At 66.6% G+C, this 14,279-nt stretch carries 15 protein-coding genes and 1 pseudogene; 9 read left to right on the top strand and 7 right to left on the bottom strand.

The genetic code is table 11. The features are described 5' to 3' along the window. Positions 1-52: 52 nt before the first annotated feature. The 3 genes from ACFTS5_RS14475 to ACFTS5_RS14465 form a co-directional block, all read right to left on the bottom strand. On the bottom strand, positions 53-976 hold the full coding sequence (locus tag ACFTS5_RS14475; protein WP_378630971.1) for an NADP-dependent oxidoreductase: 924 nt from the start codon (positions 974-976) through the stop codon (positions 53-55). Positions 977-1,083: 107 nt separating this feature from the next. Continuing rightward, positions 1,084-1,479 carry a MerR family transcriptional regulator gene (locus ACFTS5_RS14470; protein ID WP_378630969.1) on the bottom strand — a complete coding sequence of 132 codons (396 nt, stop codon included), beginning with the start codon at positions 1,477-1,479 and terminating at the stop codon, positions 1,084-1,086. 142 nt (positions 1,480-1,621) lie between these two features. Beyond that, positions 1,622-2,230 carry a TetR family transcriptional regulator gene (locus ACFTS5_RS14465; protein WP_378630968.1) on the bottom strand — a complete coding sequence of 203 codons (609 nt, stop codon included), beginning with the start codon at positions 2,228-2,230 and terminating at the stop codon, positions 1,622-1,624. A gap of 101 nt (positions 2,231-2,331) precedes the next feature. On the opposite strand from ACFTS5_RS14465, the gene ACFTS5_RS14460 reads away from it, so the two are divergent. The 7 genes and pseudogenes from ACFTS5_RS14460 to ACFTS5_RS14430 all read left to right on the top strand — a co-directional run bounded on the left by ACFTS5_RS14460 (position 2,332) and on the right by ACFTS5_RS14430 (position 9,894). Next, on the top strand, positions 2,332-3,108 hold the full coding sequence (locus ACFTS5_RS14460) for an SDR family NAD(P)-dependent oxidoreductase (protein WP_378630966.1): 777 nt from the start codon (positions 2,332-2,334) through the stop codon (positions 3,106-3,108). A 12-nt stretch (positions 3,109-3,120) separates the two neighbouring features. After that, a pseudogene (locus ACFTS5_RS14455) lies at positions 3,121-3,611 on the top strand (VOC family protein). Beyond that, on the top strand, positions 3,602-5,005 hold the full coding sequence (locus ACFTS5_RS14450; protein ID WP_378630965.1) for an FAD-binding protein: 1,404 nt from the start codon (positions 3,602-3,604) through the stop codon (positions 5,003-5,005). The pseudogene ACFTS5_RS14455 and the gene ACFTS5_RS14450 overlap by 10 nt, the downstream one beginning before the upstream one ends. A 229-nt stretch (positions 5,006-5,234) precedes the next feature. Continuing rightward, positions 5,235-6,803, top strand: a complete 1,569-nt coding sequence (locus ACFTS5_RS14445) for a CocE/NonD family hydrolase (protein WP_378630963.1) — start codon at positions 5,235-5,237, stop codon at positions 6,801-6,803. Beyond that, positions 6,800-8,341 (top strand): family 20 glycosylhydrolase, encoded by a 1,542-nt coding sequence (locus ACFTS5_RS14440; RefSeq protein ID WP_378630962.1) that lies wholly within the window; start codon positions 6,800-6,802, stop codon positions 8,339-8,341. Before ACFTS5_RS14445 ends, ACFTS5_RS14440 begins: the two co-directional genes overlap by 4 nt. 29 nt (positions 8,342-8,370) lie before the next feature. Further along, positions 8,371-9,186: an esterase/lipase family protein gene (locus ACFTS5_RS14435; RefSeq protein ID WP_378630960.1), complete on the top strand. Its 816-nt coding sequence runs from the start codon at positions 8,371-8,373 to the stop codon at positions 9,184-9,186. A 78-nt stretch (positions 9,187-9,264) separates the two neighbouring features. Then, the gene (locus ACFTS5_RS14430; RefSeq protein WP_378631450.1) at positions 9,265-9,894 is read left to right on the top strand and encodes a maleylpyruvate isomerase family mycothiol-dependent enzyme; all 630 of its coding nucleotides are present in this window, start codon (positions 9,265-9,267) and stop codon (positions 9,892-9,894) included. A gap of 30 nt (positions 9,895-9,924) precedes the next feature. Here ACFTS5_RS14430 and ACFTS5_RS14425 read toward each other — a convergent pair whose 3' ends face one another. After that, entirely contained in the window at positions 9,925-10,650 is a 726-nt protein-coding gene (locus tag ACFTS5_RS14425) for an SDR family oxidoreductase (protein ID WP_378630959.1), read from the bottom strand. A 105-nt stretch (positions 10,651-10,755) separates the two neighbouring features. Between ACFTS5_RS14425 and ACFTS5_RS14420 the strand changes: the two genes are divergently transcribed. After that, positions 10,756-11,595 (top strand): LysR family transcriptional regulator, encoded by an 840-nt coding sequence (locus tag ACFTS5_RS14420; protein WP_378630957.1) that lies wholly within the window; start codon positions 10,756-10,758, stop codon positions 11,593-11,595. A gap of 75 nt (positions 11,596-11,670) precedes the next feature. Further along, a complete protein-coding gene (gene pyrE / locus ACFTS5_RS14415; RefSeq protein ID WP_378630955.1) occupies positions 11,671-12,273 on the top strand; it encodes an orotate phosphoribosyltransferase in 603 nt (200 codons plus the stop codon). An 18-nt stretch (positions 12,274-12,291) separates the two neighbouring features. On the opposite strand, the gene ACFTS5_RS14410 is transcribed toward pyrE, so the two are convergent. From ACFTS5_RS14410 to arfB, 3 genes are all read right to left on the bottom strand, one after another. Beyond that, positions 12,292-12,972, bottom strand: a complete 681-nt coding sequence (locus tag ACFTS5_RS14410) for an HAD family hydrolase (RefSeq protein ID WP_378630954.1) — start codon at positions 12,970-12,972, stop codon at positions 12,292-12,294. After that, the gene (gene ribB, locus ACFTS5_RS14405; RefSeq protein WP_378630952.1) at positions 12,969-13,625 is read right to left on the bottom strand and encodes a 3,4-dihydroxy-2-butanone-4-phosphate synthase; all 657 of its coding nucleotides are present in this window, start codon (positions 13,623-13,625) and stop codon (positions 12,969-12,971) included. Before ribB ends, ACFTS5_RS14410 begins: the two co-directional genes overlap by 4 nt. A gap of 193 nt (positions 13,626-13,818) precedes the next feature. Continuing rightward, a complete protein-coding gene (arfB, locus tag ACFTS5_RS14400; protein ID WP_378630951.1) occupies positions 13,819-14,247 on the bottom strand; it encodes an alternative ribosome rescue aminoacyl-tRNA hydrolase ArfB in 429 nt (142 codons plus the stop codon). Positions 14,248-14,279 lie beyond the last annotated feature (32 nt).

The following is a 14,279-nucleotide window of genomic DNA, read 5'->3' as shown; positions in this document are numbered from 1 at the left end:
CAACCTGCCGAAACTCTGAGCAGAACGTTCACTCAGCTCGGCCGGGCACTTCTCATGTCACCTTGATGACGACCTTGCCCGAGGTGTGACCGTTCTCGACGGTGGCGAGGGCTGCCGGGGCGTCGGAGAGCGGATGGACCGCGGTGATCACGGGTGCGAGGACTCCGTCGAGGGCCAGCCGGGCGGAGCGCTCCAGGTTCTCGCGGTCAAGGCGGCGCTCGATGAAACGCCCACCGAGATCGGGCACAGACATATCACCCACCGCGATGATGTTGCGGGGATCGCGGGCCAGTGGCGCGACCGTCCGGAGCGAGGTGCCTCCGACCAGATCGACGATCCCGTCGAAGCCGTCCGGAACCAGCTCGCGCGCCGCGGCGACGACGTTCTCGGCGGCGTAGTCGATGAACCGCACCCCGATGGCTTCAGCGTGCTCGCGCTTGGCAGTGCTGCCGGTGCCGATCACACGCAGCTCGCGCCCGATGGCCAGCCGGGCGACGGCGAGGCCGACTCCACCCCCGACCCCGTTGACCAGGACCGTGGTACCGGCCGGGAGGTCGAGCTGGTCGAGCGCATCCACCGCGGTCGTCCCGGCCACCGGCAGCGTTGCCGCCACGGTCGCGGACAGGCCCGCCGGGATGCGCGCGGTGTTCGGCGCGGACAGCACCGTCGTCTCGGCGTAGGTGCCGCCACCGGTGAGTGCGAAGCCGAAGACCGCATCACCTACCTCGAGCCCTTCGACGTCCGCGCCCCGGGCGAGAACGATTCCGGCAGCCTCCATGCCCAGCACGCGGGGAAACGGACGCCCGCCGTCGAGCCCGGGGACCAGACCCGAGCGCACAAGGTGGTCAAGGGGATTCACGCCGGCGACGTCGACCCGGATCAGCACCTCGTCGCGACCAGGAACGGGATCGAGACGATCGAAGAACTCCTGCACCTCGGGTCCGCCGTACCTGCCGAAACCCCACGCCTGCCCCATTGTCTGCCGCCTCTCGACATACCGGCCCAGGTGATTCCGGGCTCTGTAGCCATCCTCACCCCTCACACCGATGTAAGAGGCAACCGATTGAGGTGCAGGTCACAGCGTCAGGCCGACCGCGCCACCGGTTCGCCGGCCGTGGACAGCTCCGCCCGGTGCCGGCTGTTGGCCCTGATCAGCGCGTCGAGCGCATCTCGGGTCTCGGTCAGGTGCGCGATATCGGCGTCGATCCGGTCGCGCTCGCGCGTCATCGTCGCGAACGTCGCCTCGGCGATACCCAGGTCACCGGGGACGTCCACACACGGCAGCACGGTCGCGATCACCCGGCTGGACATACCCGCGTCGAACAGTTGCCGGATGAGCGACACACGCTGGACCTCGGCATCGGAATAGTGACGCTGCCCGGTGTCGGAGCGTGAGCTGGTCAGCAGGCCCTGCGCTTCGTAGTACCGCAATGAGCGCGGACTCACGCCCGTGCGCTTGGACAGCTCGCCGATCCGCATCCTGAGAGGCTACGCCGGTGTGTTCCGGGCCGGAGGGCTCCGAGGTGGTCAGCTGGGGCCTGCGCCCAGCGACGATTCCAGAAGGAAGGTCAGCAGTAGTCCGCCGGTTTCGGCCTGTTCGAGCAGCGACTTGGACCGCGGTTCAGTCTGTTGCCGCCGGAATCCGTGCGGTGGCGAGCCCGACGAGCATCGCGACTATCTCGGCGGTGGCGTCGGTGTGGTCGGTGTGCGCTTCGACGCGCCGTTCATGGTCTGCGAGCAGCGCGAACATTGCCGTTGCCACGGCCTCGATGCGACGGCGGGGGTCGGGCACGGGCAGAGCGGCCACGAGCCGGGTCGTGATGATGCGGACAGCACGGTGGCCGGGAGCGTCGAGGTGGACGAAGTCTGCGATGGAGGGCTGGGCGCGAACGACTTCGAGGAAACGCGAGTAATGCGTGCTCTGGCCGCTGCGCGCGATGTCGACCATCGGACGGACCAACATGTCGACCAGTTCGTAGAGGTCGTGGCCGGTGCTGTCGGTCTCGTGCTGGGCGAGCAGGTCCAGGCGTACGCCTTCCAGGCCGTGCATTCGGCGTTCGATGACAGCGTCGATGAGTCCGGTGCGCGAGCCGAAGTAGTAGTGCACCGCTGAGTTGTTGCGCTGGCCCGCGTCGGCGGCGATATCTCGCAGCGGTACGTCGATGCCGCGTAGCGCGATCAATCGTTCCGCCGCGTCGAGCAAGGCGTTGCGCGGATCGTTGCTGGTCACTTGGCGAGCATAGCCGAGCGATTAAACGTATGCATTGACCAAATTAAGCGTGCGTGTTTAAACTTGGCTCAGGTGCTGATCGACGAAGGGGAACAGCGGCTATGGCAAACGCCGAGATGGCAGTCGCTGTGGTGACCGGCGCGGCGTCGGGAATCGGTCGCGCCCTCTGTACACAGCTGGCCGCCAAGGGATTTCAGGTCGTCGCCGCAGACCGTGACGCGGACGGCCTGGCCGCTGTCGCCGCGGAGACGATTCATCCGAGAGTGGTCGACGTCACCGAGAACGACCAGGTGGAAGCACTGATCGTGGGGGCGCGAGACCAATTCGGCCGCCTCGATCAGGTCTTCAACAACGCCGGCGTCGTGGTCGGCGGTAGCACCGAGGCGATGACCCATGCGCAGTGGCAGCACATCATCGACGTGAACCTGTGGGGCGTCGTACACGGCACCCGGCACGCATATGCCGTCATGCTGACCCAGGGATTCGGCCATATCGTGAATACTTCTTCGAGCGCCGGAATGCTGCCGGTGCCACGCTCAACGGCTTACGCGGCGACAAAACACGCGGTGATCGGCTTGAGTGCGTCCTTGCGCGCGGAGGCGGCACCGCGCGGCATCAAAGTGAGTGCGGCGGTGCCGGGGATCGTCGACACCGCAATATTCGGTAGCGCAATCAATCTGCCCGGCTTCAACTATCGAGCTGCCATCGATCGCGTGCCGATGCGACCGCTCACGCCGGAGCGGGCTGCCGGGCACATCCTGGAAGGTGTGCGAAAGAACAAGGCGCACATCATCTTTCCGAAATCGAACGCGGCGGTCATTCTCGCGTACAAGCTCTTCCCCGAGATCACCGGCCGGATGATCGCCCGGCAGACCTAGGAGCGACCCGCAGTGCGCAATATCGAAGGACCGATCTTCCAGGTGGCGTGGGTAGTTCACGATATCGGCGCTGCCGAAAAGCGATTCGCCGACGACTTCGGCGTCGAGCGGTGGCTGCGGATACCGGGTGTGCATTTCGGGCCCGAATCCTGCACCTACCGTGGTCAGCCCGCTGAGTACGTCATCGATGTCGCGCTCGGCTACGCCGGCGGGCAACAACTCGAACTGATCGCACCGGTGTCCGGAACAAACATCTACACCGAGTTCCTGGGCACCGCCGGACCGGGCCTGCATCACGTCGCCTGGATACCTGATGACTACGACGCCGCACTGGCTGGCGCGGACATCGTGCACAGGGTGAATTCGAAGGAATCGGAATGGAATTCGCGTACCTGGAAGGCGGTCCGATCGGTTCCTACGTCGAGGTGATCCGGCTCTCGCCCGATATGCGGGCGATGTTCGACCATTTGATCCCGGAAGGACACCGGAACCCATGGCAGTAACCAACCCTGGCCATGCGGACGTGGTGGTGGTCGGCGGCGGCATAGCCGGTGCGTGCACGGCCATCAGCGCCGCCGAGACCGGCGCTGATGTCGTGCTGCTGGAACGATCCAGCGGCATCGGCGGCACCTCGGCCCTGGCCGCCGGCCACTTCTACCTCGGTGGCGGCACTCCTGTTCAGCTGGCGTCCGGTTTCGAGGACACCGTCGAGGCGATGTTCGACTACCTGATGGCCGTCACCGCGGAGCCCGATGCGGCCAAGATCCGGGCCTACTGCGACGACAGCGTCGCTCACTTCCACTGGCTGGAAGCACACGGTGTCGAGTTCGAGCGCAGCTTCTACCCGGGAAAGGCCGTGGTGCAGCCGGGTACTGAAGGTCTGATGTGGACCGGCAACGAAAAGGTATGGCCCTACCGCGATCAGGCCGAGCCCGCGCCGCGTGGCCACAAGATCGCCGCGCCGGCCGAACAGGGCGGCAGCCAGGTCATGCGGGTCATGGCCGCCGCGCTCGAGCGCGCGGGGGTACGTGTCCAGTGCGCCAGTCAGGTCACCGAACTGCGCACCGACGATGCCGGAACCGTCGTCGGCGTAGGTTGCCGCGACGAGTCCCTCGTGCGCGCGAACTCCGTTGTGCTCGCGACCGGCGGATATGTGATGAACCCCGAAATGCTGCGGACCTACACCCCCGTACTTGCCGAGAAGGCCGTGCCGCTGGGCACACCCACCGACGACGGATCCGGAATCCTGTTGGGGCAGTCCGTCGGTGGCGCACTCGCACACATGCACGGCGCCTTCATGACCGCGTCGTTCTATCCACCCGCCGACCTCCTCAAAGGCATCGTCGTCAATGCCGAGGGCGGTCGATTCGTGGCCGAGGATTCTTATCACGGCCGCACCGCCGCCGCGGTGCTGAGGGAGTCCAGGTCGTACCTGATCGTCGACGCCGCCATTATGGCGTGGCCGGAGCTGCCGATGATCGAGTTCATCGACGGCTGGGAGACGATCGCCGAAATGGAAGCAGCCCTGGGCATTCCGGAGGGCAAGCTGGCAGCGACGCTGCGTGACTACAACGAGGCAGCCGCGTGCGGCACGGATCCGGTCCTGCACAAGCATCCGGATTGGCTCGTGCCAGTCGATACTGGTCCGTGGGCCGCATTTCATCTCACCCCACCGGAGGCGACCTATGTGGGTTTCACCCTCGGGGGCCTTCGCACCACAGTCGACGGGCAGGTCTGCCGTGCGGACGGCGGTGTCATCGCGGGCCTGTACGCGGTCGGCGCGTGTGCGTCCACGATCGTGCAGGACGGCGCCGGCTATTCCAGCGGCACATGTTTGGGCGAGAGCTCATACTTCGGCCGGCGCGCTGGGATGCACGCGGCGGGAGCGCGGGCATGACTGTTCCAGTCGAGACGACCCGCGCCGGCACCGTGTGGCGGGCGGACATCGCAGGTAACGTCGAACGAGTAGGACACAGCACATGAACGAACTCCCCGCTCCCGATGTTCTCGGCACACTCGCCGGCTACATCCTCATGTCGCCGCTGTCCCTGTTGCACAACCTCGGCCTCTTCATCGCCGCTGTGCTCGGCTAGCAGCAGGGAAGAATCGATGACAAACCGACTGTCTTGCGCCTAGCGGTCTCCGCCCTCATCGTCGCAGGCGGAACCGTGCTGAGCGGCCAGCCCGCCGACGCCGTCCCGATTCCGGGCGGCCAGGCCACCACCTTGTTCATCCCCGGTGCCGGCGGTATCCAGCTCAACGCGGTGATCACAGCGCCCGCCGACATCGCGACCCACAAGAACCCGCTGGTGCTGCAACCGTCCGGGTGGGGCATGCCCGCGATGGGAAGCCTCGGATCCGCCTACCGCCTCTCCACCGGCGAGAACTTCATCTCGATCGAGTACACCGCACGCGGGATGTATCTGTCCGGCGGCGAGGTGGATCTCCTCGGCGGGCACGACGCCGCCGACGCCTCGGCCGTCATCGACTGGGCCATCGCCAACCTGAACGTCGACCCCGAACGCATCGCGATCGCCGGCGGGTCCTACGGCGCCGGAATGGCCATTCTGGCCGCCGCTCACGATCCCCGGATCAAGGCACTCGTCGCCGACTCCCCGCCCGGCGATCCCGCCCAAGCGCTCGCCCCGAATGCCACCCCCAAAACCGGTGGCCCGATCGCACTAGCCGCTGCCGGAGCGGCGACCAACCGATTCAGCCCCGAACTGGTCGACCGCGGAATCGCCACCATCCTCAACGGCGACGGTGGCGCCTTCGACACACTGCCCTCACGAGAACTGCTGGCCCGAGCGATACCTCAGCTCAACGCCAACGGCACGGCGGTGTTCCTGGCCCACGATTGGCAGGACAGCCTGCTGCCGGTAGGCCCGGTGTACTCCTTGTTCGACCAGCTCACCGGCCCGAAAATGCTGTTTCTGCAGCCCGGTGATCATTCCACCGGCGGTGGTGCCGGCCAGATCGTCGGCTTGGACAATCCCATCTGGAACCGGGCCCTGCGCTGGCTCGACCACTACATCAACGGCGCCGACAACGGCATCGCGGCCGAACCCGTCGTCACGATGGAACCTGCCAACACCGGCCCCTACGTGCACTTCGATTCGGTGGCCGATGCCCAGCAATCGCTCCGGAGCTTGTCGTTGTCCGCACCGTCGACAGGTGTTCTGGGTGCCGACGCAACCGAAAACTGGTCACAGTCATTGATTTCCGGGCCGACCATCGCGGTCTCAGCCGTGCCCTATCTCACCGGAAGCCTGGCACAGGTCGGACTCTCGCCCGCCATCCCGCTGGGAGCGGTCGACCGGAATCTGGCCGGTCTCTGGCGCTCGGAGCCCTTCGCCGCAGGCGGGATCGTCTCCGGGAATCCGCACCTGGATTTGACGGTGATCCCGGCAAGCGCCGACCTCACGCTGATCGGCATCCTCTACGACGAGTCGCCCGACGGCACCGGCAAAGCCATCACCTACTGGCCGCTGACCCGCCACGGCCTGACCCCGTTCGCGCCCACGGACATGAGCTGGGACCTCGCGCCGACGTATTGGAACCTGGCGCCAGGTCATCGACTCACCCTGACGGTCACCTCTCAGGATCCGGTGCCGTTCCAGAGCTCCACTCCGATGGGCAGCGCCGTCACCTTTGTCTCGCCGTCCACCGTCGAACTGCCGGTGAGCGGTTCATGAAAAGGTCGCTGCCGGTGCTGGCGTTGCCCTTGCTGGCTTTGGGGTTGCTGCCCGCCCCGGCAGCGGCTGCCCCGCCCGCGCTTCCCGTGTCGGTTCCGAGCGTTCGCCACTTCGACTCCGCCGCAGGACAGTTCACGCTCGACACGACCGTGACGGTGACCGCGGGCCGCGGTGCCGAGTCCGTGGCCGAGTCGCTCGCCGAGGACTTACATCGCGGCGGCCGCCCTGCCCGAACCGGGTCGGTCCCGCCCGGCGATGGCGACATCGTCGTGCGCATCGATGACAGCGGGCCGATCGAACCGGAGTCCTATCGGATCGATATCGATGACACCGTGACCGTGACCGCACGCACCCATCGAGGCGCAGTCCACGCGACACAGACACTGCTGCAATGGTTCTCCCGCTCGACCGACCTGCCCCGTGGCAGCGTCGTGGACTGGCCCGACTTCGCCGAGCGGGGCCTGATGCTCGACGTCGGCCGCGAGTACCTGAGCGTGGGGTGGATCAAGCAGCGCATCCGCGAGATGGCCTACTACCGGATGAACCTGCTACACCTGCATCTGTCCGACCATTACGGTTTCCGGCTCGAAAGCAGGTCCCACCCCGAGATCACCTCAGCCCAGCACTACAGCCGCGCCGAACTGGCCGAGATCATCACCTACGCGGGCTCTTTCGGTATCGAAGTGGTTCCCGAGATCGGCTTTCCCGGGCACATGAACGCGATCCTGGCCCCTCACCCGGAGCTGGTGCTGCATCCTGCGACAACCAGCCCACTCGACGCCGTCACCGACAGCCTGCTGGCCGGCACCGCGGAGGGCCGAATCGACCTGTCGAACCCGGCGGCACGCCCGCTGATCGAGGATCTGCTGCGCGAATTCGTCCCACTGTTCCCCGGCCGCTATTTCCATCTGGGCGGCGATGAATACATCAGCGACTACAGCCGGTATCCGCAGCTGGCCACGGCCGCGCACACAGCCCTCGGCCCCGACGCGGTCGCCGCCGATCTGGTGGCTGACACCGTCAACTGGGCAAACGGGATCGTTCGGTCCTACGGCAAGACCGCACGGATGTGGAACGACGGAATCCCGCGAGGCGCGCGACTTCCCGTTGACGCCTCGATCGTGGTGGAGCACTGGACCGCCGGCAACGGCGTGCTGCCCTGGGCCGGCAACGACAACGGCCCCGAACAACTCGCCGACCAGGGATATCTACTCAGCAATGCGGCCTTCACGCCGACCTACTGGGCTTCCGGCGGGTACGCCGCGCCGATGAATACACCGCCGGAGGTGCTCTACGCATGGAATCCAGGACTCTTCGTCAACGGCACCCGATTGCGGCCCGATCAGCGCGAGCGTTTACTCGGGTCGAAACTGCATGTCTGGTGCGATGATCCGACCACGATGACCGAACAACAGATGGTCGAGCCCGTAGCCGCCCGCCTGCCGGTGATGGCTCAGCAACTGTGGACGGGCACCGGCGGCCGTTCGTACCCCGAGTTCGCCAACCGCGCACGCGCTCTCACACCACCCGCGGCATGACCGTCACACACACGTCGAGGAGCACGCTGGTGTCCCGAATCCTGGCAGCGGTGGCGGTGGCTACGGCGCTGACCGCAGCGTGCGGTATCGCGCAGGGCCCGCGGGCAAGCGCACAGCCGGACGGCGATACCGCCACGTGCGAATCGGCCACGCACCCGATACCGGTGGTTCTGCTACACGGCACCCTGGACAGTGCCGTGGTGTGGAATGTTCTCGCGCCACAGCTCACTGCCGCGGGCTACTGCGTCTACGCACCTACCTACGGAGTGGCGGGGGCGATTCCCGGCCTCGGTGGGGTAGCCCCCGTCGCCGAGTCGGCCACCGAGATCTCGTCGTTCCTCGACCGCGTCCTCACCACTACCGGTGCCGGTCAGGTCGATATCGTCGGCCATTCCCAGGGTGGAACGATCACCGAGTACCTCGCGAAGAACGGGGGCCGATCGTCTCGGATCCGCTCGGCGATCCTGCTCGCGCCCGTCTCACACGGCACCACCCTCAGCGGCGCGGTCGAGGTCGCGACCGCCTTCCCCGGCCTGCGCGAGCTGGTGGATTCCACTGTGCTGCCCACGTTCTGCGCGGGGTGCGCCGACCTCGAGACCGGCTCGGATTTCATCACCGCGCTCGGTGCCGGACCGCTCGCCCGGCCCGGGGTGCGATACGCGGTGCTGGCAACTCGCGACGACGTCGTCGCCACCCCTGCCGGGCCTGCTTCATTCATCACAGAACCCGGCGTGACCAACCAATACGTCCAGGACCTGAACCCGCAGCCGGTATCACACAAGGATTTGCCGCGCGATGCCACCGCAGTACGCTGGATCCTCGAAAACCTCGGCATGGCCACATGACATTCACAACGCACGCACCGATGAGTCTGTTGGAGGTAGCTCGTGTCCGATGCCCTAGGCCGTGACGCCCTCTGGGCGATGGCCCACGCCGAACGCGCCGCCCTGGCCGACGATCTCGCGGGCTTGGACGACCAGCAGTGGGGACGGCCATCGCTGTGTGGGGACTGGGTGGTCGAGGAGGTCGTCGCGCACCTCACCGCAGCGGCGAGCACCGGACGGCTGCGCTGGCTGTCCAGCGTCCTGGGTGCCCGCTTCGACTTCGACAAGCACAACAACCGGCGTCTCGCCGAGCACCGTGGGAGTACTCCCGCCGAAACCCTCGAACGGTTCCGGGCAGTCGTCACCAGCACCACTGCGGCTCCCGGACCCACGGCAGCCTGGCTCGGTGAAGTCGTCGTCCACGCACAAGACATCCGGCGTCCCCTCGGACTGCCGCGCACACCGTCGACGGAAGCCGCTACCGAAGTCGCGCGTTTCTACGCCGGACGTGACTTCACGGTTGCCGGCCGCAGCAATGCCGAGGGCCTGCGATTGGAGGCGACCGACGGATCATTTGCTGCCGGGGCCGGCCCTGTGGTCAGCGGGACCACCATCGCGCTGACTATGGCGATGGCCGGCAGAGCTGCGTACTGCGATGACCTTGCCGGGCCCGGAGTGCCGCTGCTGCGCGACCGCGTGACCGCTCGATCCGGTACCCGCAGCGGATGATCCCGTCCCCCTCCTCCAAGGCCGCGCCTGTCACCAAGGCACTGTTCCGGCATCGTCGAAGAATCCGCCGGTCGGTCCGTCGTCGGGCAGAGTCGCGAGGTGAATCGCGATCGCCGCGCCCTGTGCTGGTGTGCGGACGCCTCGCAAACCGTTGAGATCGGTGGCGGTGAAACCTGGGCAGCCGGAGTTGATCAGGATGTTGGTCTCGCTCAGTTCCTTGACGTATTGGATGGTGACGGCGTTGAGGAAGGTCTTCGACGCCGAGTAGGCAGTGGGAATCGGACCCATGTCGATGCCGGGGGTGGTCTGCAGGGCGAGCGAGCCCACGCTGCTGGACATGTTGACGATTCGCGGTGCTGCCGAGCGGCGCAGCATGGGCAGCATCGCGTTGGTGACCCGGATGACGCCGATCACGTTGGTTTCCACGACAGCTCGCACGGTAGCGGGATCGACCGTGGTGGGTGTCTGTGGCACGCTGCCGGTGATCGCGGCGTTGTTGACCAGGACGTCGAGTCCTCCGGCATGGTCGGCGATCAGCTCGGCCGCGGCGACGACACTCGCGTCGTCGTCCACGTCGAGCGGGACTCCGAACGCATCGATTCCGGCCGCGCGCAGCTTCTCCACCGCGGTGTCGCGGCGGTGTCGATCTCTCGCGCCCACACCGATTCGCCAGTCGAGGGCGCCCAGGCCCGCCGCTATCTCGAATCCGATTCCTTTGTTCGCGCCGGTCACCAGCGCGATTGTCCGTTCACTCATGCCGTCGACAATGCTGCGGACACGGGTGGGGCGTCCAAGACCGATCGAGTGCGCGTCAATACCGCGCGGGTATTGGTCGTGGTGAGCGCCGGATACGATGGCCCGGTGGAGACGCGGGAGTTGCGATACTTCGTCGCCGTCGCCGAGGAGTTGCACTTCGGGCGGGCGGCACAACGGCTCGCGATGGCGCAACCACCGCTGTCGCGGGCGATCCAGCAACTGGAACGGCGGCTCGGAGTCGTTCTGCTGCACCGCACTACCCGCGCGATCACGTTGACCCCGGCCGGAGCGGTGCTGCTGCGGGAGGCCCGGCTCGCGATCGAAGCGGTCGAAGCCGCCGAGCGCCGCACCCGTCGCGCCGCTGCCGATCGGCCCGGTGTGGTGCTGGCGACCAAGGCAGGAGCGTCCAGCGAACTGCTGTCGAAGCTGCTGAACGCCTACGCCGCCGACCCCTGCGCCGTCACGGTCGAGGTAGTGCTGTGCGGGCCCGGCGAACCGGAAAGCCTGCTACGCAACGGGAGTGCCGACGTCGCTCTGCTCCACCGGCCATACGACACGACAGCCGGATTCGATACCGAGGACCTGCACACCGAACAGCAGATCGTGGTCCTGCCCGCGGGGCACGCCCTCGCCGACCGAACTCACCTGTCGATGGCCGAGGTCAACGCCCTGACGGACCTGCCCCTGCCGCGATGGCCCCGACCCGATGGAAGCTATCCGGACGGACCCGGCCCACAAGTTCGCGACCATACCCAGTTGACCCAGCTGATCACACTCGGTCGGGCCTGCGCGGTCATGCCCGAATCGCTCCGCGCCCAGCTACGCCACGAGCACGCCATCGTGGCGGTACCGGACGCACCGGCCGTCACAACCGTCATCGCCTGGCCACCCCACAGCCGATCAAAAGCCGTCGCCGACCTCGTCCGCACAGCGACAAGCCTGTAGGCGATAGCATCCGCAAATGCCGCATACCGCGCGGTCAGGACGTCCGCATCTGCCTATGGCAGCGCGAAGAGCTGGGTGACTGACGGCCGAGTCGTTGGGTCGCGGAGAGTCTGCGAGCATGATGTCGTGCTGGATATTCGCAACGACCCGGTCCTTTTCGAACTTGCCCGTGACGTCGATCGGCGTTGTCGGCTGCGTGGGTCCTTCCAGTTGCGATCGGGAATTGTTGCCGATGAGTACTTCGACAAGTACTTGTTCGAGGCCGATCCTCAGCTGCTGCGCCGGATCACCGAACGGATGGTCGCGCTGGTCCCGGAAGACACCGAGATGCTCGGTGGCCTCGAGTTGGGCGGCATCCCACTCGTGACGATGCTGAGCCAGTTGACCGGACTGCCCTCGCTGTTCATCCGAAAGAAGGCAAAAACCTATGGCACGCAACAGCTTGCCGAAGGCGGCGAGGTGCGAGACCGTCGCATCGTGCTGATCGAGGACGTCATCACTACCGGTGGTGCGGTGGTCGCCGCGACCGAGCAGCTGCGATCGCGGGGGGCGATCGTCGACACGGTCATCTGTGCGATCGACCGCTCGAACCCGGATATCAACCAGCTCCCGTCGGTTCAGGTAGGCGTGCGCCCTGTACTGACCAAACAAATTCTCGACACCGTGCATCAGCAGTAGGAGCAATCCTGATTCGGATCAGCGGGTGATCGTGCTGGCCGATTCGGTGAGGATGCTGCTCAGCCACCGCTGGGCGTGGTCGTGGTCAGGTGCCAGATATTCGGCTAGTTTCGCTTCGCTCGGAGACAGCGTGGGCGCCCAGCTCGGAATCGCCAGCACCCGCATCCCTGCCGCATGCGCTGACCGAATACCCGCGACCGAATCCTCGACTGCCACACATGCATTCGGGTCAACTGCCAGCAGGGCGGCCGCATGCAACCAGGGCTGTGGGTGGGGCTTGGTTTGCGCCTGGTCCTCACGAGCGACCACGACCTGCAGGGATCGGCGCAGCCCGAGATGATCGAGGGTGGCTGCGACGAACCGGCGCGGAGAAGCCGACACCACACCGGTCGCTGCGCGGTTCGTGACCGCCGCCAACAACGCGTCCACCCCCGGGAGCAACTCGATGTGACCGGCTTCGACCTGGTCGATCATCGCCTCCACGCACTCGGCGATGACCTGATCGACGGCATCGATACCGCACACCCGGGCCAGGTGCTGGGCCCAGTCACCGTGCCCGTGGGTACGGTGCCGGTCGGCATCGGTCCAGAGATGGCCGTGACCGGCGGCGTATTGCGCCCAGCAGCGGTCCCAGGGCTCCATGGTCGCCGCGAGAGTCCCGTCCAGATCGAACAGGACGGCCTCGACGTAGTCGCTCATGCGGGAACGGGCGGCGTGGTTCCGGTGGCGGCGATGAGCTGATCGATCGAAATCAGCTTCAGCTCATGGGAATCGGCGAAGGCACGCAGTGCGGGCAACCGCATCACCGTCCCGTCGTCGTGACAGACCTCGCTGATCGCCGCCACCGGTGACAAGCCGGCCAGCCGCATCAACTCCACCCCCGCTTCGGTGTGGCCTTGCCGCGCCGCGAGCCCGTCGGGGTGCGCTCGCAGTGGGAATACGTGGCCAGGCCGTTGCAGGTCTTCTGCCCGGGTAGCCGGGTCCGCCAGTGCGCGCAGGGTAGTAGCTCGGTCGGCCGCGCAGATGCCGGACACCACGCCCGCTCTCGCATCGACGGTCACGGTGAACGCGGTCTGCTTGCAGTCCTGGTTCACCGCGGTCATCAGCGGCAACCCGAGTAGCTCGGCCCGCTCGACCGACATCGGCGCGCACACCACTCCTCCGGTGTAGCGAATGAAGAACCCGAGCGTTTCGGGCGTGGCCAGTTCGGCGGCCATGATCAAGTCGCCCTCGTTCTCGCGGTGCTCGTCGTCGACCACGATCACTGGTCGGCCTGCGGTGATTTCGCTGATCGCGTCATCGAGTTCGTCGAAGAGATTCGCTCGGTCCTGTGTGCTCGCTGAAACGGTCATCATTGGCCTTCCTGTCCAGGTCATGGGAGTGAAATCACGCACTCAACACAGCAGGCAAGAATGAAAACCAAGATCATTGTGATCGTACGCCCCGGGGCTTTCGCACGCAGCCCTCATCAACCGCGGGAAGCATCCGCTCGTGCCGCGTACCGCTGTCGTGCCGCCGATACCCCGACCCGCGGGTTGCCGTCGACTAGTCGTCGGGGGACGCACGGCGGTTGCGTTTGGTGACACCGCGCCGCTTCTTCGCGGAGATGCGTCGTTCCTTCGCTCCACGCGAGGGCTTGGTGGCGCGGCGAACAGGCGGCGGGGCGGCAGCGGCGTCGCGCAGGAGCGAGGCCAGGCGTTCGCGAGCGGCCGCGCGGTTCTGCAGTTGTGCGCGCTGCTCCGATGCGGCGATCGTGAGCACACCGTTGACCAGGCGGGTGGCCAGGCGGTCGAGCATCCGGGTGCGCAGCCACTCCGGCACCGAGGGTGAGTTGGCGAGGTCGAACGACAGCTCTACCCGGCTGTCGGTGGTGTTGACGTGTTGTCCTCCCGGGCCGGACGACCGTGAGAACCGCTCGCGCAACTCGGACGCGGGTATCACCAGCCCCCGAGCCACGGTCAGGTCCTCTGCCATGATCCGACGCCACTCTCTCCGATCGAACAGTC

The organism is Nocardia sp. NPDC056952, from assembly GCF_042674185.1.
Taxonomy (GTDB): Bacteria; Actinomycetota; Actinomycetes; order Mycobacteriales; family Mycobacteriaceae; genus Nocardia.
This window is presented reverse-complemented; position numbering and strand designations above follow the sequence as displayed.

Bases quoted from the DNA above. Each gene is read 5' to 3' on its own strand.
- ACFTS5_RS14475 (WP_378630971.1), bottom strand. From the start codon at position 976: ATGGGGCAGGCGTGGGGTTTCGGCAGGTACGGCGGACCCGAGGTGCAG.
- ACFTS5_RS14470 (WP_378630969.1), bottom strand. From the start codon at position 1,479: ATGCGGATCGGCGAGCTGTCCAAGCGCACGGGCGTGAGTCCGCGCTCA.
- ACFTS5_RS14460 (WP_378630966.1), top strand. From the start codon at position 2,332: ATGGCAAACGCCGAGATGGCAGTCGCTGTGGTGACCGGCGCGGCGTCG.
- ACFTS5_RS14450 (WP_378630965.1), top strand. From the start codon at position 3,602: ATGGCAGTAACCAACCCTGGCCATGCGGACGTGGTGGTGGTCGGCGGC.
- ACFTS5_RS14440 (WP_378630962.1), top strand. From the start codon at position 6,800: ATGAAAAGGTCGCTGCCGGTGCTGGCGTTGCCCTTGCTGGCTTTGGGG.
- ACFTS5_RS14430 (WP_378631450.1), top strand. From the start codon at position 9,265: ATGGCCCACGCCGAACGCGCCGCCCTGGCCGACGATCTCGCGGGCTTG.
- ACFTS5_RS14425 (WP_378630959.1), bottom strand. From the start codon at position 10,650: ATGAGTGAACGGACAATCGCGCTGGTGACCGGCGCGAACAAAGGAATC.
- ACFTS5_RS14410 (WP_378630954.1), bottom strand. From the start codon at position 12,972: ATGAGCGACTACGTCGAGGCCGTCCTGTTCGATCTGGACGGGACTCTC.
- ribB (WP_378630952.1), bottom strand. From the start codon at position 13,625: ATGACCGTTTCAGCGAGCACACAGGACCGAGCGAATCTCTTCGACGAA.
- arfB (WP_378630951.1), bottom strand. From the start codon at position 14,247: ATGGCAGAGGACCTGACCGTGGCTCGGGGGCTGGTGATACCCGCGTCC.